General features: G+C 37.8%; 15 protein-coding genes. 11 read left to right on the top strand and 4 right to left on the bottom strand.

The window, feature by feature from the left end; all coding sequences use genetic code 11:
* Positions 1 to 19: 19 nt before the first annotated feature.
* From QNH20_RS15400 to QNH20_RS15380, 6 genes are all read left to right on the top strand, one after another.
* Positions 20 to 211, top strand: coding sequence for a YbxH family protein (locus QNH20_RS15400; protein ID WP_283918881.1), 192 nt, complete (start codon positions 20 to 22; stop codon positions 209 to 211).
* 97 nt (positions 212 to 308) lie between these two features.
* Entirely contained in the window at positions 309 to 398 is a 90-nt protein-coding gene (locus tag QNH20_RS27090; RefSeq protein WP_222860763.1) for a putative holin-like toxin, read from the top strand.
* Between the two features lie 191 nt (positions 399 to 589).
* Complete coding sequence (locus tag QNH20_RS15395) at positions 590 to 3,169, top strand: DEAD/DEAH box helicase (RefSeq protein ID WP_283918880.1); 2,580 nt, start codon at positions 590 to 592, stop codon at positions 3,167 to 3,169.
* Positions 3,170 to 3,313: 144 nt separating this feature from the next.
* Entirely contained in the window at positions 3,314 to 4,588 is a 1,275-nt protein-coding gene (locus tag QNH20_RS15390) for a glycosyl hydrolase family 18 protein (protein WP_283918879.1), read from the top strand.
* Between the two features lie 171 nt (positions 4,589 to 4,759).
* Positions 4,760 to 6,229 carry a D-alanyl-D-alanine carboxypeptidase/D-alanyl-D-alanine endopeptidase gene (dacB, locus tag QNH20_RS15385; protein WP_481857979.1) on the top strand — a complete coding sequence of 490 codons (1,470 nt, stop codon included), beginning with the start codon at positions 4,760 to 4,762 and terminating at the stop codon, positions 6,227 to 6,229.
* Positions 6,230 to 6,435: 206 nt separating this feature from the next.
* The gene (locus QNH20_RS15380) at positions 6,436 to 7,164 is read left to right on the top strand and encodes a CBS domain-containing protein (RefSeq protein ID WP_283918877.1); all 729 of its coding nucleotides are present in this window, start codon (positions 6,436 to 6,438) and stop codon (positions 7,162 to 7,164) included.
* Between the two features lie 39 nt (positions 7,165 to 7,203).
* On the opposite strand, the gene QNH20_RS15375 is transcribed toward QNH20_RS15380, so the two are convergent.
* Both QNH20_RS15375 and QNH20_RS15370 read right to left on the bottom strand, forming a co-directional pair.
* Positions 7,204 to 7,926 (bottom strand): hypothetical protein, encoded by a 723-nt coding sequence (locus QNH20_RS15375; RefSeq protein ID WP_283918876.1) that lies wholly within the window; start codon positions 7,924 to 7,926, stop codon positions 7,204 to 7,206.
* A 197-nt stretch (positions 7,927 to 8,123) separates the two neighbouring features.
* Entirely contained in the window at positions 8,124 to 8,597 is a 474-nt protein-coding gene (locus QNH20_RS15370; RefSeq protein ID WP_283918875.1) for an SRPBCC family protein, read from the bottom strand.
* A gap of 370 nt (positions 8,598 to 8,967) precedes the next feature.
* Between QNH20_RS15370 and QNH20_RS15365 the strand changes: the two genes are divergently transcribed.
* A complete protein-coding gene (locus tag QNH20_RS15365) occupies positions 8,968 to 9,696 on the top strand; it encodes a DsbA family oxidoreductase (RefSeq protein WP_283918874.1) in 729 nt (242 codons plus the stop codon).
* Between the two features lie 57 nt (positions 9,697 to 9,753).
* Here QNH20_RS15365 and QNH20_RS15360 read toward each other — a convergent pair whose 3' ends face one another.
* A complete protein-coding gene (locus QNH20_RS15360) occupies positions 9,754 to 10,485 on the bottom strand; it encodes a CotG/ExsB N-terminal domain-containing protein (protein WP_283918873.1) in 732 nt (243 codons plus the stop codon).
* 202 nt (positions 10,486 to 10,687) lie between these two features.
* Here QNH20_RS15360 and QNH20_RS15355 point away from each other — a divergent pair, with 202 nt between their 5' ends.
* The 3 genes from QNH20_RS15355 (at position 10,688) to QNH20_RS15345 (ending at position 14,702) form a co-directional block, all read left to right on the top strand.
* Entirely contained in the window at positions 10,688 to 11,785 is a 1,098-nt protein-coding gene (locus QNH20_RS15355) for a CotH kinase family protein (RefSeq protein ID WP_283918872.1), read from the top strand.
* Positions 11,786 to 12,028: 243 nt separating this feature from the next.
* Positions 12,029 to 13,621 (top strand): long-chain-fatty-acid--CoA ligase, encoded by a 1,593-nt coding sequence (locus QNH20_RS15350; RefSeq protein ID WP_283918871.1) that lies wholly within the window; start codon positions 12,029 to 12,031, stop codon positions 13,619 to 13,621.
* Positions 13,622 to 13,916: 295 nt separating this feature from the next.
* On the top strand, positions 13,917 to 14,702 hold the full coding sequence (locus QNH20_RS15345; protein WP_283918870.1) for an HAD family hydrolase: 786 nt from the start codon (positions 13,917 to 13,919) through the stop codon (positions 14,700 to 14,702).
* A gap of 349 nt (positions 14,703 to 15,051) precedes the next feature.
* Here QNH20_RS15345 and QNH20_RS15340 read toward each other — a convergent pair whose 3' ends face one another.
* Positions 15,052 to 15,768 carry a toast rack family protein gene (locus QNH20_RS15340; RefSeq protein WP_283918869.1) on the bottom strand — a complete coding sequence of 239 codons (717 nt, stop codon included), beginning with the start codon at positions 15,766 to 15,768 and terminating at the stop codon, positions 15,052 to 15,054.
* 503 nt (positions 15,769 to 16,271) lie between these two features.
* On the opposite strand from QNH20_RS15340, the gene brnQ reads away from it, so the two are divergent.
* Positions 16,272 to 17,651: a branched-chain amino acid transport system II carrier protein gene (gene brnQ, locus QNH20_RS15335; RefSeq protein WP_283918868.1), complete on the top strand. Its 1,380-nt coding sequence runs from the start codon at positions 16,272 to 16,274 to the stop codon at positions 17,649 to 17,651.
* The last annotated feature ends 62 nt before the right edge of the window (positions 17,652 to 17,713 follow it).

The following is a 17,713-nucleotide window of genomic DNA, read 5'->3' as shown; positions in this document are numbered from 1 at the left end:
ATGTTAAAGGGGACTATTTATGGGAGCTATTGAACGCGGCGGTTATCGATTTGTTCCGGAAGTTAGTGTCATTCAACAAAATGGAGCGGTCCACGTGTATAACAAAGACCAATTTATCGAAGAAATTCAATTTCAGTTTTCAGGTAAGTTTCCTGAACTGGATCAAATCGAAGACTTGGTTGATCAATATTGCCATGAACATAATATATAAGGAACGCTTGTTCGTAATTTTGTTTAATGCTATAATGAAAATGCAATAGAATAGTTTTCTCAAGGGTGGACGGCACATCTCCTTTTGAAAGGGGGTGATGCTTTTGACAGTTTTTCAGGCATTGATGTTGGCTGTATCGTTCGCTAGTCTCATTGTCACGGTTCTGTCTTTCCACAAAAAAAAATAATCCACCCTTGAGCCGGCTAGCATAAGCGGTGGATTATTGCCCTTTACGCCGATCCCCTTTAAGGGAATCAACTATTGCATGACCGAGCAGTTTGACGTCATGCTCGGTCTTTTTTACTATATGATCTTCTCTATTCACATTATACATAACTTTCATGAAAAAAGAAATCAATTTAAAGTGGAGGGATTCGCGTGAGCAAGTTACAAACCATTTACCCTCAAGCCATTGAACATACAAAAATGAAAGTGGTTGAAGATATTGACCGCTATCTAGAAACGAAAGAAATACTTCCATCCTTTAAACAATACCTTGCAGATCGAGGACATTATGTAGAGCAAATTTGGGTGAACGTTTGGTTGAATAAATCGACAAATGATGTTCCAAAAAATGAAAAAAAGCAATTTATAAGTGAAAAAGGGTACGAAGTACAAGGGATTGACAGAAAACTTCTGAATAAATTATTTCGAGATGAAATGAGAACATATCAGCCTTTCAATGCCATGGAGTGGGTAAACGAAACATTCGCCAGTCAGGAAGAAATGTGGGCGGAGCGTTATCATGATGCAAAGGACAGTTTTTTAAAGCGTGAGGAACAGAAACAGCTTGAAGAACAGAAGTTAACGTTTCAAAGAGAAATCGAGGATTTTGCAGTTGGTATTATGGAAGAACAATATGAACTATTTTATATTAATGTCCGCCACTTTGTTGCGAAACAATTAGCTGCCGACCTGCAAAATAATGTGAAGTTTCAATTTGTGGATACCTTTGCACTTGAGGAAAAATTAGTTAATCAGGGTTCGTTTGATCCGTCGGCCTATACAACAGTATCAGCTTTTTTTAAAGAATTGACTGGTGATATTCATAAGACACTAAACTGGGGCCGAAGTTTATTTGAATATCAAACCTATTTTTTTATTTATGAAAGTTTAATTTCTGATTATTTATCAGATCTGATCCCGCAGAAAATACTAGAGCAGCTTTCAGCCGAGATTAAGGATGATTTTCACGATATCTTTCATGAGAAAATATCGGTTTCGTTTGTAAAAGGCAGTATTGCACAGCTTTTATATGATATTGAGAGTTATTTTATTGAAGATATTCAAGAAGAATATGTTTCTGACTTAATAAAGTTAGTAGAAATTCCTTTTGATCCTAATGTGCATAAGGATATTTTAGAAAACGACCTCAAGGAACGGGAAAAGAAACAAAAAAAAGAGCAGGAAGAACTTCAACGGAAAAAAGAAGCCGAAGAACGAATGATGAGAGACATATTTGGGGCGGAATACGACCCTTCGTTACAGCGTCATGTCCGCTATGTCCTCCACATTGGTGAAACGAATACCGGAAAAACACATCATGCGTTAGAAAAAATGAAAGCAGCAAATAGCGGCTTGTATTTGGCTCCGCTTCGTCTGTTAGCCCTAGAGGTTTTTGATAAATTGAATTCGGAAGGGACACTGTGCTCCTTAAAAACGGGCGAGGAAGAAAAAATGGTCTTAGATGCTCATCATACCTCTTGTACCGTGGAAATGTTCCATGAAAAAGATTATTACGAAGTGGTTGTGATTGATGAGGCGCAGATGATTACTGATAAAGACCGAGGTTTTTCATGGTATAAGGCTATCACCAAAGCTAATGCCGAAGAAGTACATATCATCGGAAGCAGGAATTCAAAAACGATGCTGCTCGAGCTTTTAGGTAATTCAGATGTCGAAATTCATGAATACAGCCGCGATACACCGCTTGAGGTGGAAACGAAGGAATTTCATATTAAGCACATAAAAAAGGGTGATGCACTGATTTGTTTTTCACGAAGACGTGTACTTGAAACGGCTTCACGTCTGCAAAATGACGGCCATTCTGTCAGTATGATTTACGGCAGTATGCCGCCGGAAACTCGGAAAAAGCAGATCGAGCAGTTTAACAAAGGAAAAACAAAGGTGATCGTCGCTACGGATGCAATTGGAATGGGATTAAACCTGCCGATTCGCAGGATTGTTTTCTTGGAGAATGATAAATTCGATGGAACACGAAGGCGGCTGCTTACCTCCCAAGAAGTAAAACAAATCGCTGGCCGTGCCGGTCGCAAAGGAATTTATGAGGTCGGAAAAGTTGCTTTTACAAGTGATATCAAAAAAATGCGAAACCTGCTCTTGCAGGAGGATGAGCCAGTTCATACGTTTGCGATTGCTCCAACCAATTCTGTGTTCGAACGCTTTCAACGGTATTATCATGATTTGGGGACTTTTTTTGAGCTTTGGGGAAAATTTGAAAGTCCGAAAGGGACGAAAAAAGCTTCGCTTTCAGAGGAGAAGTCTCTATATCAACTCATTGCCGGGACAGATATAGAAGCTAGGCTATCCTTAATGGATCTTTATGGGTTCTTACATCTTCCATTTTCAAAAAATGAACCAGCATTGACGAGACAATGGGAAGATACGATGTATGCCATCATCCAGGGCAGGGAGCTTCCAGAGCCAATTGTTAAGGACAGAAGCTTAGAGGAGTTAGAATTAAGTTATAAAGCGATTGGGCTTCATCTTTTATTTTTATATCGCTTGGGCGAGCGGACGGAAGCGATCTATTGGGAACGGCTGCGTGAGGAAATCAGTGATCAGGTACAGGAGCGATTGAAAACTGACATAAAGAAATTCGTTAAAAAATGCAAGACGTGCGGTAAAAAGCTGCCTTGGGATCATTCATTTCCAACATGTGATGCCTGTCATGCAGCAAAATACAGAAGATACCGGTATGATGATTTTGAATTTTAAAGATCCCGCGATTCCCAGTGAATCCGGGATTTTTTTACATCCAAATTCATCTAATTTACCAACGTGTTTTTTTGTTTCATTGTTTAATAACTAAGTATATTAATATCTCAAACCCATATGATTGTTATAGGGGGTGAAGATTTTATGGCTGTTCATGTGGTTATAGCTGGGGAAGATCTATGGACAATTTCGAATAGGTACAATGTATCGATACAATCCATTGTTGATTTGAACGGATTACCGTCTGCGACTTCGATCGTTCCTGGTCTAGCCTTATATATCCCAAATAGTCTGCCACCGTTGCGTTATTATCGAATTATGGCAGGAGATCAAATCTGGAAGTTGGCACAGCAATTCAATACTGACGCCTCAGCAATTCTAGCCATGAATCCTGGAATAAATCCAAATCATCTCCACATCGGTCAAATCATCACCATTCCATCACCAGAAAAATTAGAAATTGCCACACTTGGATTTATTGTTCCATCAGCTGAGAGTAACGTTCTAACTATACTTGATTCAATTTCTGGACAGTTAACCTATTTAGCTATTGTCTCTTATTCGTTTACAGAAGAAGGATTCGCATATAATCAGATAGAGGATTCAGCAATCATAGCCAAAAGTAATCAATTAAACATCATACCATTATTAATGATTCGAAATTTTACCGGAAGTGATTTCAGTCCTGAGCTGGCTGGGAGGGTGCTGGGAAATCCAACCTATCGCGGAAATTTAGTCGCAAGTATTGTGAATTTAACGATAGAACGAGGTTTTGGCGGGGTCAGCATCGACCTTGAATTTATACCTCCTGCAAGACGCAGTGATTTTATTATTTTTTTAACAGATTTAAAGAATGCATTAGGCGAGCTTATTTTGCATGTAAATGTCCACGCAAAAACAGCTGATATTCCAACCAACCGGATTATAGGTGCCTATGATTATGCTGCGATTGGCAAAGCGGCAGACCTTGTAGCGGTGATGACGATTGATTACGGTTATCCTGGCGGCCCGCCCGATCCGATTGCTCCGATTACATGGATGGAGCAAGTGATTCAGTACTCCATTACCCAAATCAATCCGCGTAAAATGCAAATCGCTATGGCGCTTTACGGGTATGATAAAGTTGTTCAATCCAATAAAACAAATGCTCAATCAGTCCTTGCTGCCCAAAATCAAGCGATTACCACCGGTACGCCAATTGAATTCGACAGCACCTCTAAATCCCCGTGGTATCGGTACTGGCGTGGAGTAGAGGAGCATGTTGTCTGGTTTGAAGATATTCGTAGTTATATAGAAAAGTACCGTTTAATTGATGTTTATCATTTAAGCGGCACGACCTTCTGGCAAATAAGTCTTGCGGCACCACAGAATTGGGCATTTCTCAGTAGAAACATAGCTGTTATGAAGAATATGGACTAAAAAAATATAATTGTTTTTAAGCAAGAGGTGAAAGATTGTTGCTATTTTTGTATGTTTTTAGGTCACAAGGAGGAATGGCACAGGGTTGGTACAAACATCCAACGTTCCCATTTTTGATACAAATTTGGTCTTTTGGACAAACTCTAAGAAAAAGGGAAGGCTGGATCAAGATTGAAGTTAAGAGTAAAATTTTTTGTAATACTTTTTTTCACAGTGATTTCTGCTGCTATACCCGGTATACACGTTAACGCCATGAATGGTTATGTGAATATGGTTCAGCAACTTAATCAACTAATAGAAAATGACCCGGATTTAAAGGGTGCCATCGCAGGAATAAGTATTCGTTCTGCTGTAAGCGGTAAAATCATTTATGACCATCAAGGCGATATTCGATTGCGCCCCGCCTCCAATATGAAGCTGTTAACTGCAGCAGCAGCCTTAAACGTCCTAGGTGAAAAATATACTTTCACGACCGAAGTCCTTACAGATGCACAAGTGAAAAAGAATACGCTGAAAGGTAATCTTTTTCTAAAAGGAAAAGGTGACCCGACCTTGATAAAAGCTGATTTTGACAAAATGGCATTGGAAATAAAGGAGCTGGGGATTAAACGGATAAAGGGAAATTTGGTCGGGGATGATTCGCATTACGATGATGTGCGTTATTCACTCGATCAGCCATGGAGCGATGAAACCACTTATTATGGTGCTCAGATTTCTGCACTAACCGCCTCACCAACAACTGATTACGATTCAGGTTCTGTTAAGGTAAAGGTTAGACCTGGAATAAAAATTGGAGACAAGGTGCATGTAAAGGTAACTCCAAAAAGTAACTATGTGAAGATCGTTAACAATGCTGTAACAGTGAAAGAAGATGGAAAAAAGGAAATTACAATAGAGCGGGAACACGCAAAGAACACGATAACCATTGAAGGAACATTTCCTGTAAATGCGAAGGCAGTAAATGAATGGATTGGAGTGTGGGATCCAACTAGGTATGCAATAACTCTTTTTAAACAATCACTTGCCAACCAGGGGATAGCTTTATCGGGAAAAATTACAACAGGAACGGTGCCTGATACTGCAAAGGTTTTGACGAGCCATCAATCAATGCCTTTATCAGAATTGCTCGTTCCATTTATGAAGCTGAGTAATAATGTACATGCCGAAATATTAATCAAGGAAATGGGAAAGGTGATGAAAGGAGAAGGAAGCTGGGAAAAGGGGTTAGATATATTGGAAACAGAAACGGCTAAATTCGGGGTAAACACAAAAACAATGGTGATTCGGGATGGTTCAGGGATTTCACATGTAAATCTAATTCCAGCCAATCAACTCACATTGCTGTTATTTGCTGTGCAGAAGGAAAAGTGGTTTCCAGTATACCTATCTTCACTTCCTGTTGCTGGTGTTCAAAACAAAATGGTGGGTGGTTCATTAAGGAACCGTATGAAAAATTCCAGTACCGTTGGAAAAGTGAAAGCGAAAACTGGTACCATCTCTACAGTCAGCACTCTCTCGGGTTATGTGAGCCCCAGAAGTGGACAAACACTGATTTTTTCGATTATGTTAAATAACATGCTCGACGAATCGACAGGTAAAAAAATAGAGGATAGGCTGGTAACTATTTTAGCCAATCAATAAAGGGGGCAGTGTCAATAGGATACTGCTCCCTTTTTTGGTTTATCGGTTGCAAATCGTGCAAGAGTTTTTCATTATTTTTCGATAGACCTAAAAAACTTTCTATATACATAAGATAATGTTTTGCTTGAAAATTTCAAGAATTGATTTTAACATAAAAAAGGTGGATACGGAAGATAATGAAGCATTGTAAATAGGAGAGCATGATTATGACAATAACTAAAAAACAAGGACAACTGCTATCGGAGCGTTTTGAAGTGGCTTACAATCAAGTTCATGACGCCTTAAAAGACATCGTTCAAATCAATGATGAAAGATTCGTAGTTTTAGTGAAAGTTGGGTCCAAAAAATATCAAATTATTGAAACATTCAAGAAGGACTTGGAGCAATACGCACGGCTAAGAAATGCAATTGTCCATGAAAAAATGGAAGTCGGTTTCTATATTGCCGAACCTAATGTTAAGGTTGTTAATCATATAGAAAAAATTGCCAATGTATTTAGCCGCCCAAATTATGCACTTTCCATTGCTTCTAAAGATGTTGTTTATTTTGACGTTCATGACAGCATCTTAAAAGTGACAGATGCCATTAAAGAATACGGTTATTCTAAATTTCCAATTTATAAAAATACAAAATGCATCGGCCTTTTAACAGCAGGATCGATTGTGAAGTGGATGGCACAAAATATGGAAAGCGGCCAGGTAAATCTCTCTGATATCCATGTTTCAGAAATAATGCAGTACGAGAAAGATCGTCCGATTGAGATTGCAGCTAAGGATATAAATATTTTTGAGGTTGAAAATATTTTTGAAAAAGCCCATAAAAAGAAAAGGAAAATTGAGGGTGTCATTATCACTGAAAATGGGAAAATAGATGAGGCTCCTCTAGGGATTATCACCGCTTGGGACCTAATTGAAATTGATTATACAGTAGATTAATTTAAGAGGGAGCACCCAAATGGCTGCTCCCTGCTATGTTTATGGCATGTCATCAAAATTAAAATCGCTTAGTTGATCCATGTGGCTGGCAATCATGGCGATAATTGTAGATGCTTCTTCTTTACTAAAAATAAAATGGGATTCGTCTTTGATTAATTCGTCATCAGTCGTCCATATCCTGTTAACCCGTTTCAGGACACCATCACCTGTTGCTTGAACGATACCAAACTGATATGTTACTTCCACCTCGTCTTCATGCTTGAAGGCTGTGACTTCTGGCGTAGACCAATCGACATCAATTTCCTCAAAGATATCGTCGCTGTTCACTTGTTCCGCCTCAAAATACTCATCATCATCGTCAAAGTTTTCGCATTCTTCCTCATCAACTTCTTCATTTGACTGCAGATAAACTCCATCATTTGTGAATTGGTCATAATTGTTGATGTAGTCATGAAAACTTGCGTGAACTTCCTCGATAATCTCCTCAATGTCTGAAAGTATGATTTTTGCCGTGTGCCCGCTGTCGACATCGAAGGTATCGATGTAAAATTCTTCGTTTTGAGGGTCGAAGAATAACGAGCAGAAAAAATCACGGTCAAGTTCTTCGGAGTTTACATCCGAGTTATCAACGAAAAACTCAATCCTTGGATGTTTGGCAGCTCTTTCAATTGTCATTTGACCAACCTGATCGTATTCTTCACAAATAGACTCAAGATGATCCTGTAATTCTCCACATACTCTGTCAAACCATTCTAACGACATCAAACATCCATCCTTTCCATGTTCACCTTATAGAGATTATTATTTCCAGACGAGAAAAATATATAATAATTAATAAAATCGTTAGAAATAGGCAGTCTAAGAATCCTGTTGATTTAAAGTAAAGTAAAGAAAAGTAGATTTACTTGCAGTAGTAATGGAAAGGTGGATAGATTTAATAAAATCATCGAGCCATGCTTCTATTTGACTAATATATTTATTTTTTTGTTATCTTCTTCAGCCACTTTTTTTACTCTTTCACAAAATTGAACGACTATTTTATCACTTGCCAAAAATAAAAATAACTTGAGGAACGATTTCAACGGACGATTGGTGCATGTGTATGTAAACATAGTCTTCTGATCGTTGAGCTGACTTAATTCATACAAGGTGGTAATTTCAAACATGTTTGTAAGCGTGAATCCTACTTTTAATTTCTTTTTATCAGGAGTATTCAAAAATTCTAATGTTTCCACATCGTACTCTTGAATCCGATTTCCTTCTTTATATTTTTGGCGATAGATGCTTCCTACACCTTCATCGGTTACTTTTACTGGTTTATGATCGACTACCTGAGGCATAATTTTTTGCATGTCCTCTAATGAGCCATCTAACAATCCCCAAACTTGATCAATAGGTGCATCAATTTCTATTTCCTTTGTCCATTTCTTCATCAAAAATCACCTCAGATAAATTTAATAATGAATTTAGTTTAATTCTACTTTAACAGAAAATATCGCTTCATTTCTTAAATCACTGTTCATATTATCTCATTTAAGTTCTAATTTACCATGTTTAACAAATCAAAAAAGAATTGGATAATGAAATGCACTTTTTTCGTGAAGTCGTTTAAAGAGATTAAAGATGAAGATATACCATTATGAAAATTAATATTGCTTTATTTTCCCATATTTGATGGTTTTAGAATAATATTTTGGATCTAAAATGGGGGATTTTATTAGTCCTATTTTATGAGCACATTATATTGGATTTCAAACGCGGTATGTTACTATAAACGTAACCAAAGAAAAACGAGGTGTTGTCATGAAAATTGAGGTTTGGTCTGATTATGTTTGTCCGTTTTGTTATATTGGGAAACGTCGGTTAGAAGAGGCGTTAAGCCAATTTCCACATAAAGATCAAGTAGAGGTTGAATTCAAAAGCTTTGAGCTTGATCCAAATTCATCGGAATACAGTGGTCAAAATATTCATGAGGTATTAGCGAAAAAATATGGCATGAGTATTGAACAGGCTAAACAAGCCAATCATAGTGTTGGTCAGCAGGCAGCAAGTGTTGGATTGACGTTCAATTTTGAAGAGATGAAGCCAACAAATACCTTTGATGCCCATCGATTGGCAAAGTTTGCGAAAACGAAAGGAAAAGAAGCAGTGCTCTCTGAAAAGCTTCTTCAATCCTATTTCACTGAATCAAAGCATATTGGAGATGTCGAAACATTGGCAGACCTTGCTAAGGATTCGGATTTAAATCGTCAAGAAGCATTAACGGTTCTTAATGATAAAACCGCTTATGCCAACGAGGTACGTGCAGACGAAGGAATTGCCCAACAGTACCGAATTGGCGGTGTGCCGTATTTTATTATCAATTCAAAATACGCTATTTCCGGTGCGCAATCATTGGAAACTTTCAAGGGGGCCTTACAAAAGGTTTGGGAGGAAGAATCTCCTGCACCCGTACTTCAGGATCTTTCAACAGAAGAAGATGTCAGTTGTGCTGATGGGAGCTGTATGATTCCTGAAAAAAATAGGCCGTAATAATAATTTGGGAAAGGACGCCTAGGCTCCCTTTCCCGTTGGTATTTGATAGACCAGTTAACTGAGTCCGCGAATCCAAAATTCCCACATATTCCCATCTTTCCAACAACTTTTCGTCTGTTCATTGCCGTGAGATGAGTTTCGCCAATCGGTGCAGACCAACCTATGTTTTCTTCTTGATGTTCGGCGTCTGGAAGTCATTCTTCTCGAAGTATGCCTTCTTGACGTTTTTCTCCGTGACGTGTTGCGATTTCTTGATGTAACACGTCTCGAAGTGATTCTTCGAGATGTAATCCGGCGTTGAGAAACTCTTCTTCGGGATGTAATCCGGCGCTGAGAAATTCTTCTGCGAGATGTCACCCGGCGCTGAGAAATTCTTCTTCGAGATGTAATCCGGCGCTGAGAAATTCTTCTGCGAGATGTCACCCGGCGTTGAGAAATTCTTCTTCGAGATGTCACCCGACGCTGAGAAATTCTTCTGCGAGATGTCACCCGGCGCTGAGAAATTCTTCTGCGAGATGTCACCCGACGCAGTGAAATTCTTCTGCGAGATGTTACCCGGCGCTGTAAAATTCTTCTGCGAGATGTCACCCGGCGCTGAGAAATTCTTCTGCGAGATGTCATCGGACGCTGAGAAATTCTTCTGCGGGATGTCATCCGGCGCCTAGAAGTTCTTCGACGTGAAGATCGGCGATTATTGCCTGGGTCTCTGAACATAAAGTCTCCAAAACCACCGCGTCTTACATCATCTGCTGCCCTTTGAATATCCTCTGATGAAAATTCACTCATAATTGCACCTCCTTTAGATCTAGAAAAGGGAGTACGAAAACTGACTGACATTTATGTCCATAAAACTCACTCTTCTTTTAACAACTTACGTCTGAAAAGTTGTCCGTGAATCGGACAAACGCCTATAATATGAAAAAATGCCATCTAGTCGTGACCTGCATTCTTTTTCCTTCATAGGAATAAGGGAAGGAGGAAATAGATCATGGACGAGGTAACAATCATACCGCAATATAAGATTTTTATTAATCCAATCGATCTTAGGGAACTAAGAAGAGACATTTGGATTGATGAACCGGTTCCTGCTCAATTAACGATAGGCGGGAGAAAATTGGAGATTGATTTAAGTTATCGGGGATCTCATATTCGTGATTTTCCGAAAAAATCATATCAAATTACGTTTTATAATCCAAGAAAATTTAAAGGTTCTAAACAAATACATCTAAACGCTGAATTCAAGGATCCTTCGCTTATCAGAAATAAATTATCCTTTGATTTCTTTTCAGAGATTGGCGTTTTATCCCCGCAATCAAGTCATATTTTTTTAACGCAAAATGGTAAAGCAAAAGGTGTTTATTTAGAAATCGAATCGGTGGATGAGAATTTTTTAAAAAGAAGAAGCCTTTCAAACGGAAGTATTTTTTATGCCGTCGATGGTGATGCTAACTTTTCTCTAATGAGTGATTTAGACAAAGAAACAAAAAAATCACTAGATCTAGGCTATGAACGAAAGTACGGTACACCTGCAAATGATTTTTACTTACAGGAATTCATCTTTAACATTAATACAATTCCACAGAATGATTTTGAAAAGGAAATACCAAAATACGTTGACATCGAAAAATACCTCCGCTGGATTGCCGGGATTATTTTTACATCAAACTATGATGGGTTCGTTCATAACTATGCCCTTTACCGGAATGATAATACTGGTTTATTCCAAGTCATTCCCTGGGATTATGATGCAACATGGGGACGAGATGTAAACGGAAAGATAATGGAAGCAAATTATGTTCCGATTAATGGTTTTAATACATTAACAGCGAGGCTATTAGACGTAGCTCATTTTCGAAAACGCTATCGTAACCTGCTCGAAGAAATAATGAACCATCAATTTACCACCGAATTTATGATGCCCAAGGTTGAAAAAATGCTCCAAGTGATTCGTCCGTATGTGCTGCAGGATCCTTATAAAAAACAAGATATAAATATATTTGATAACGAGTCAGAAGTGATTTCCCAGTATATCAAGAAAAGAAGAAAATATTTACAAAGAAAATTAACAAAAATGGAGTGGCAATAATAGATAGAAGATGCCGGTTGGCATCTTTATTTCTGAGTAACAAAATTATCAACAAATAGGTCTCCATATGTTAAGATCCAAATTAAATCCTTCCGCTTTAAAGTAATCATTTGGGGTATAGCTCTATCCAAATTAGTCTTGTCTTTTTATTTTTAAGAAAATTTACTAAATTTAAAGGATTTTGTCAAAATAGCGGTGAAATTATAAAGTGAATTTTCGAAAAAAATAGAGGAGTTGATGATAATGTTTTCCCCTTTAACCCCACTAGACTGGAAACGGAGAGCAGTTAAATATTATCCGCAAAAAACAGCTGTAATAGATGGCGAGAAGGAGTTTACATATGAAGCATTTGGACAGCGTGTTGATCAGGTTTCTACTGCTTTACATCAAGCTGGAATAGTAAAAGGGGATCATGTAGCAGTGATGATGCCCAACACCCATTATATGTTGGAATGCTTCTATGGTATATGTCAGCTTGGGGCGGTGATGGTACCTTTGAATTATCGGCTTTCTGCCGAGGATTTGGAGTATATTATTGGTCATAGTGACTCGAAAATGTTAATTGTAGATGAAGAATTTTGCGCTCCGATTGAGAAAATCATCAACAACCTATCCTTAGAACAAATCATTATCGTCCATGTTTCGGGGTATAAAACATCTTTAAATGGTGTGTATTATGAGGATTTTCTTCAGCATGCCTCTCAAAATACTGAGTTACCGGAAGTGGAGATCGATGAAAACCAGCTTCTCACGTTAAATTACACAAGTGGAACAACGTCAAAACCAAAAGGTGTCATGTTAACACATCGTGGTAATTACCTTAATGCGGCCAATTTTCTGTATCATCTAAATGTAAAACATGATGATGTGTATCTTCATACATTACCGATGTTCCATGCAAACGGCTGGGGCGGTGTATGGGCGATTACAGCAGCTGGAGGTACGCATGTATGTTTGCGAAAGGTAGACCCGCCACTAATTCTCGAGTTATTTGAGAAGAAAAATATTTCTCTACTATGTGGTGCCCCGACTGTTGTTAATATGCTTGTAAATGATCCGAAAGCGAAGGAAATTGAGATCAATACGAGCCCACGTATGGCAACAGCTGGTGCACCACCAGCAGCAGCTCTGATTCATAAAGCTCAAGAAATCCTTGGATTAAATATGATCCACGTCTATGGATTGACGGAAACCTCACCTTTCATTCTATATTGCGAGTGGAAAAAAGAATTTGAATCAAAATCTACGGATGAACAAGCAAGCATTAAAGCAAGACAAGGAATTGAACTAGCCTTTAATGGAGAAACAAAGGTCGTTCATCAAGATGGAGAAGAAGTTGCATGGAATGGGAGAGAGTTGGGGGAAATCGTTACACGCGGCAATGTTGTAATGGCTGGATATTATAAAGATCCACAGACGACTGCGGCTGCTATCAGGGATGGATGGTTTCATACAGGTGATTTGGCCGTTACTTATCCGGATGGTTTCATCGAAATACAAGATCGTGCTAAGGATTTGATTATTTCTGGAGGGGAAAATATTTCTTCTACCGAGGTCGAAGGTGTTTTGTATAAACACCCTGATGTCTTGGAAACGGCGGTGATTGCCATTCCTGATGAAAAATGGGGCGAGGTTCCGAAGGCGATTATTGTATTACAGCCTGGTGCAAAAGTTACTAAAGAGGAGATTATTCAATTTTGCCGATCGAATATGGCCCACTTTAAGGCACCAAAAGCTGTTGAATTTGTGGATGCTTTACCAAAAACAGCTACAGGTAAACTACAAAAATACCGTTTAAGGGAAATGTATTGGACAGGCCCGAAGAGGGTCAATTAACAGCGGAATTTTATGAAAAGGGCAGTGATTTATTTTAGTCACTGCCCTTTTTCCGTGGTTTCTTTAACTCCAATGTAAACTTTTCGTTATCACAGTTTTCACAATAAAAAGCAGACTAATGACGTTTATTACAAGCAAAAATCCTTTAACTTCACAAGTATGTGTCAACAGTGAAGGAGAATCCTTTTAATGAGTGAGTCCAATTAATAACAGTGTACAACTAAAAATTTATTATTCTTTTAATTTTAAAAATGGTAAACTATTAAAAAAAATTCTTAAGGGGGAGACTGACAAAATGGTTAAAGCGATTTTTTTTGATTTAGATGATACCTTGCTTTGGGATCAAAAGAGTGTGAAGGATGCATTTGCGGCCACGTGTAAAGCAGCTGAAGACAGATACGGAATGGATGCCAATCAACTAGAGGAAGCAGTTCGCGATGCTGCGAGAAATCTTTACGCTTCCTATGAATTTTACCCTTTTACACAAATGATTGGGATCAACCCATTCGAAGGATTATGGGGCAATTTTTTAGATGAAAATCATGATCATTTTATAAAAATGAAAGACACTGTTCCTTCTTACCGAAAAGATGCCTGGACAAATGGGTTAAAGAAGATGGGTGTAGATGACGATGACTTTGGCTATGAGTTAGCAGAACGTTTCCCGCAGGAACGTAGAAAGGTACCGTTTGTATACGAGGAAACCTTTAAAACACTTGATGCATTAAAAGGTCATTATCAGCTCCTTCTTTTGACAAATGGTTCACCTGATTTACAAAAAACGAAATTAGAGATTACTCCAGAACTTGTTCCATATTTTAATAAAATTGTAATTTCGGGGGATTTTGGAAGAGGAAAGCCTGACCCCTCCATTTTTGAGCATGCCTTGTCGCTCATTTCATTAAACAAAGAGGAAGTTATTATGGTTGGGGATAACCTGATGACAGATATTCTTGGCGCAAATCGTGCAGGTATCAAAACCGTATGGGTCAACCGACATAATAAAGAGCGAAATGAAGTCATCCCTACATACGAAATTAGCAATTTAGAAGAACTTTTTCCGATCTTAGAGAAACTATAGGGTGGTTTTTTGAACGGTGAAAGAAGGAAAGTAGATGTAGTTACATTCTTAAACATTAAAAATTCACTTTCAATAGGCTCTGGGATGCTAGTTGGCAAAATGGACACACACAATCGAAGTGGGCATGGAAGGTAAAAAAGAAGCATTTCAATTAACAGATGAAGCGAAGCAGTAATTGGCGACTCTAAAAGAGGGTGTAACAGTAACATTCTTATTTTTTGAAAAAGACATGGTCCAAAAGGTGAAACAAAAGTTTGTATTGGAGGTTCAAAAATAGCTTTGTCATTTTCATTACAGGATAAAAAAGTGGGGCCTTTAATGGGCTCCACTTTATGTAATATTCCAGAAATTATTGTAATTTAAAAATGGTTTCCCCAATTCCCATTTCTGTATTAAGGTTGATAATAACATCAGCTTTTTCATAGGCTTCATTAACGTAAACGCCATTCCCTTTGGAAATAAAATCAACAAATTCCGCCTTGCCGATCCCTTTTGATGAATCGATTTTTACCCCAACATCTTTTGGTAGAATAATAGTTGATTTTCCAACACCCATTTCCAACGAAACGTCAAATCCCTTTTTCCATTTTCCGCTAAGGTCTATCGTAATATCGCCAATACCAGCCTTTACATCAAGACTGCTAAGATTAAGCCCTTTTAAATCCAATTTTGTTTTAGAAGCCCCGGAATTAACCGTTAGATCAATCGGAATCTCATTGCTTAAGTTTAGCTTCCAGTTGTTCTTTATATTACCGATTTTAATGTTATTAGGTTTATTCCCCTGTTCAATGGTACCAATTCCTTTATCACCTTGAAGCTTATATAATACTTTTGGCTTCAATTTATCATAATTATATTCTATTTTTCCTTCAACCCAATCGTCAGCGCCTTTATGGACTTCTAATTCTCCAGCACCTACGTTTAGTTTTAGCTCTAGTTTCTTTGCTTTATCCTTTTCAATCGTGATTTTACTGCTTTCAAGCTTTCCCTTTACCAATGTTCCACAGCCGGACACCACCAACAGCATTGTTGCTGCCATAACTCCCAAAAAGACTTTTCTTTTCATATTTATTTCCTCCCGTTTCATAATTTAACATTATTGTATATAAATCAATGATGTTATAAAAACGGCTAAGGTTTTAAAAATATATCAGACCTAAGACTTAAATAAGAGTTTCTTTTAATCTTACCTTCAAAATATTGATAAATTTTATATTGTACTACTTCTGAAAGGTGAGGGTTTTCCCCTTGGGTATACACATCAACTATGAGAGTATCATCAGCCACTTCAAATTCCGTTTCGATATAAAAGGTCAAGCCAATCGGGGTTGATTATTTTACTTTTCTAAAATAATATTATGGTAATATCTACATTTTATTTTGCTTTTATGATAAACCTTGTTTTTCTTGAAAAAACAGTAAACATTTGTCATTTCGAAATTGTCTAAATAATCCCTAAAATAGGTTGAATTTCTTTCGTAAGAATAGTATTATTAGTCACGGACAAGTTCAATTAAGGATGGTACATTTCTACTATCAAAATATTTATTTCAGGGTGGGGCAGCTTATATGGAAAAAAAATTACCTTTTTCAAGGTATTTCATTATAGGAATTATGTTGTTTGCTTTATTTTTTGGTGCAGGGAACTTAATTTTTCCTGCAGGATTGGGTCAAAAAGCAGGATCGAACATTTGGATGGCGATTGGAGGATTCTTGATAACTGGTATTGGTCTGCCATTCCTTGGGATTTTGGCAATAGGTGTTTCTGGAAGTAAGAATTTACAAGAGCTTGCAGGCCGGATTCATCCAATATATGGAGTGATCTTTACTTCATTACTTTATTTAACAATAGGCCCATTTTTTGCAGCACCTAGAACGGGAGCCGTTGCCTATGATATTGGGATAGCACCGTTTGTTGGTAATGCCTTTGGACAAGTTGGATTAATTCTTTTTACAATTGTTTTCTTTCTAGTCACATTGTGGTTTTCTTTAAATCCAGCTAAAATCGTTGACAATGTAGGAAAAATACTATCTCCTGGAATTATCATTCTCCTTTTAGTTTTATTAGTTATGGTAGTTGTAAAACCAATTGGATCAATTGGAGCACCACAAGAGTCTTATGCAAACGGGGCGTTCATGAAGGGGTTACTCGAAGGCTATAACACGATGGACGCCCTCGCGTCACTTGTATTTGGGATTATTGTCATAAATGCGATTCGTTCGATGGGTGTAACATCTACTCGCGGAATCCTTTCGGCATCGGCTAAATCCGGAATTGTCGCAATTATCTTTCTAGGAGTTATTTATGTTGGCATTGCCTATTTAGGGGCAACGAGCACAGAAACGTTTGGTCTGTTTGAAACGGGGGGACCAGTCCTCGGAAAGGCAGCATCTTATTATTTTGGATCGTTAGGAACAGTTATGTTAACGATTATTATCATTCTTGCCTGTTTAACGACGAGTATCGGATTGATGACGGCTTGCGGAGAATACTTCCATACTCTATTTCCTAAATTAAGTTACAAAATGTGGGTTGTTTTCTTTTCACTAGTATCTTTCGTGGTTGCGAACTTTGGATTATCGAATATCATTCATTTCTCGATTCCAGTGCTAATGTTGTTATATCCATTGGCAGTGGCATTAATGCTGTTGACATTTTTATCAAAGCTTTTTAATCATTCGCGGTTCGTATACGTAGCAGCCACCACCGTTACATTTATGATTAGTCTGATCGATGGCTTAAAAACATTCTGCCAGATGCTTGAAATCGAATATTTTGGATGGTTAAAATCGATTATTTCATTTTATGAAAAGACCTTGCCCCTTTATAATGATGGGCTTGGATGGCTGCTTCCAGTATTACTCACCATTTTGATTACCGGACTAATCGTTCGTGTGCAGAATATTAATGCCCTTAGACTAAAGGACAAAACTGAAGGGACCATTTAACATCTCCACATTGGTGGGGATGTTTTTTCATCATTTACAAATGAAGTATACTATAAAAATGT

It is taken from the genome of Neobacillus sp. WH10, from assembly GCF_030123405.1.
In the GTDB taxonomy this organism is placed as follows: Bacteria; Bacillota; Bacilli; order Bacillales; family Cytobacillaceae; genus Neobacillus.
The sequence above is the reverse complement of the archived record's forward strand: the minus strand, read 5'-3'. Positions and strand labels throughout refer to the sequence as shown.

What these genes read in the sequence shown, in the direction of transcription:
- QNH20_RS15365 (WP_283918874.1), top strand. Translation starts at nt 8,968, where the DNA reads ATGAAAATTGAGGTTTGGTCTGATTATGTTTGTCCGTTTTGTTATATT.
- QNH20_RS15355 (WP_283918872.1), top strand. Translation starts at nt 10,688, where the DNA reads ATGGACGAGGTAACAATCATACCGCAATATAAGATTTTTATTAATCCA.
- QNH20_RS27090 (WP_222860763.1), top strand. Translation starts at nt 309, where the DNA reads ATGCTTTTGACAGTTTTTCAGGCATTGATGTTGGCTGTATCGTTCGCT.
- QNH20_RS15360 (WP_283918873.1), bottom strand. Translation starts at nt 10,485, where the DNA reads ATGAGTGAATTTTCATCAGAGGATATTCAAAGGGCAGCAGATGATGTA.
- QNH20_RS15350 (WP_283918871.1), top strand. Translation starts at nt 12,029, where the DNA reads ATGTTTTCCCCTTTAACCCCACTAGACTGGAAACGGAGAGCAGTTAAA.
- QNH20_RS15400 (WP_283918881.1), top strand. Translation starts at nt 20, where the DNA reads ATGGGAGCTATTGAACGCGGCGGTTATCGATTTGTTCCGGAAGTTAGT.
- QNH20_RS15340 (WP_283918869.1), bottom strand. Translation starts at nt 15,768, where the DNA reads ATGAAAAGAAAAGTCTTTTTGGGAGTTATGGCAGCAACAATGCTGTTG.
- brnQ (WP_283918868.1), top strand. Translation starts at nt 16,272, where the DNA reads ATGGAAAAAAAATTACCTTTTTCAAGGTATTTCATTATAGGAATTATG.
- QNH20_RS15390 (WP_283918879.1), top strand. Translation starts at nt 3,314, where the DNA reads ATGGCTGTTCATGTGGTTATAGCTGGGGAAGATCTATGGACAATTTCG.
- QNH20_RS15380 (WP_283918877.1), top strand. Translation starts at nt 6,436, where the DNA reads ATGACAATAACTAAAAAACAAGGACAACTGCTATCGGAGCGTTTTGAA.
- QNH20_RS15370 (WP_283918875.1), bottom strand. Translation starts at nt 8,597, where the DNA reads ATGAAGAAATGGACAAAGGAAATAGAAATTGATGCACCTATTGATCAA.
- QNH20_RS15345 (WP_283918870.1), top strand. Translation starts at nt 13,917, where the DNA reads ATGGTTAAAGCGATTTTTTTTGATTTAGATGATACCTTGCTTTGGGAT.
- QNH20_RS15375 (WP_283918876.1), bottom strand. Translation starts at nt 7,926, where the DNA reads ATGTCGTTAGAATGGTTTGACAGAGTATGTGGAGAATTACAGGATCAT.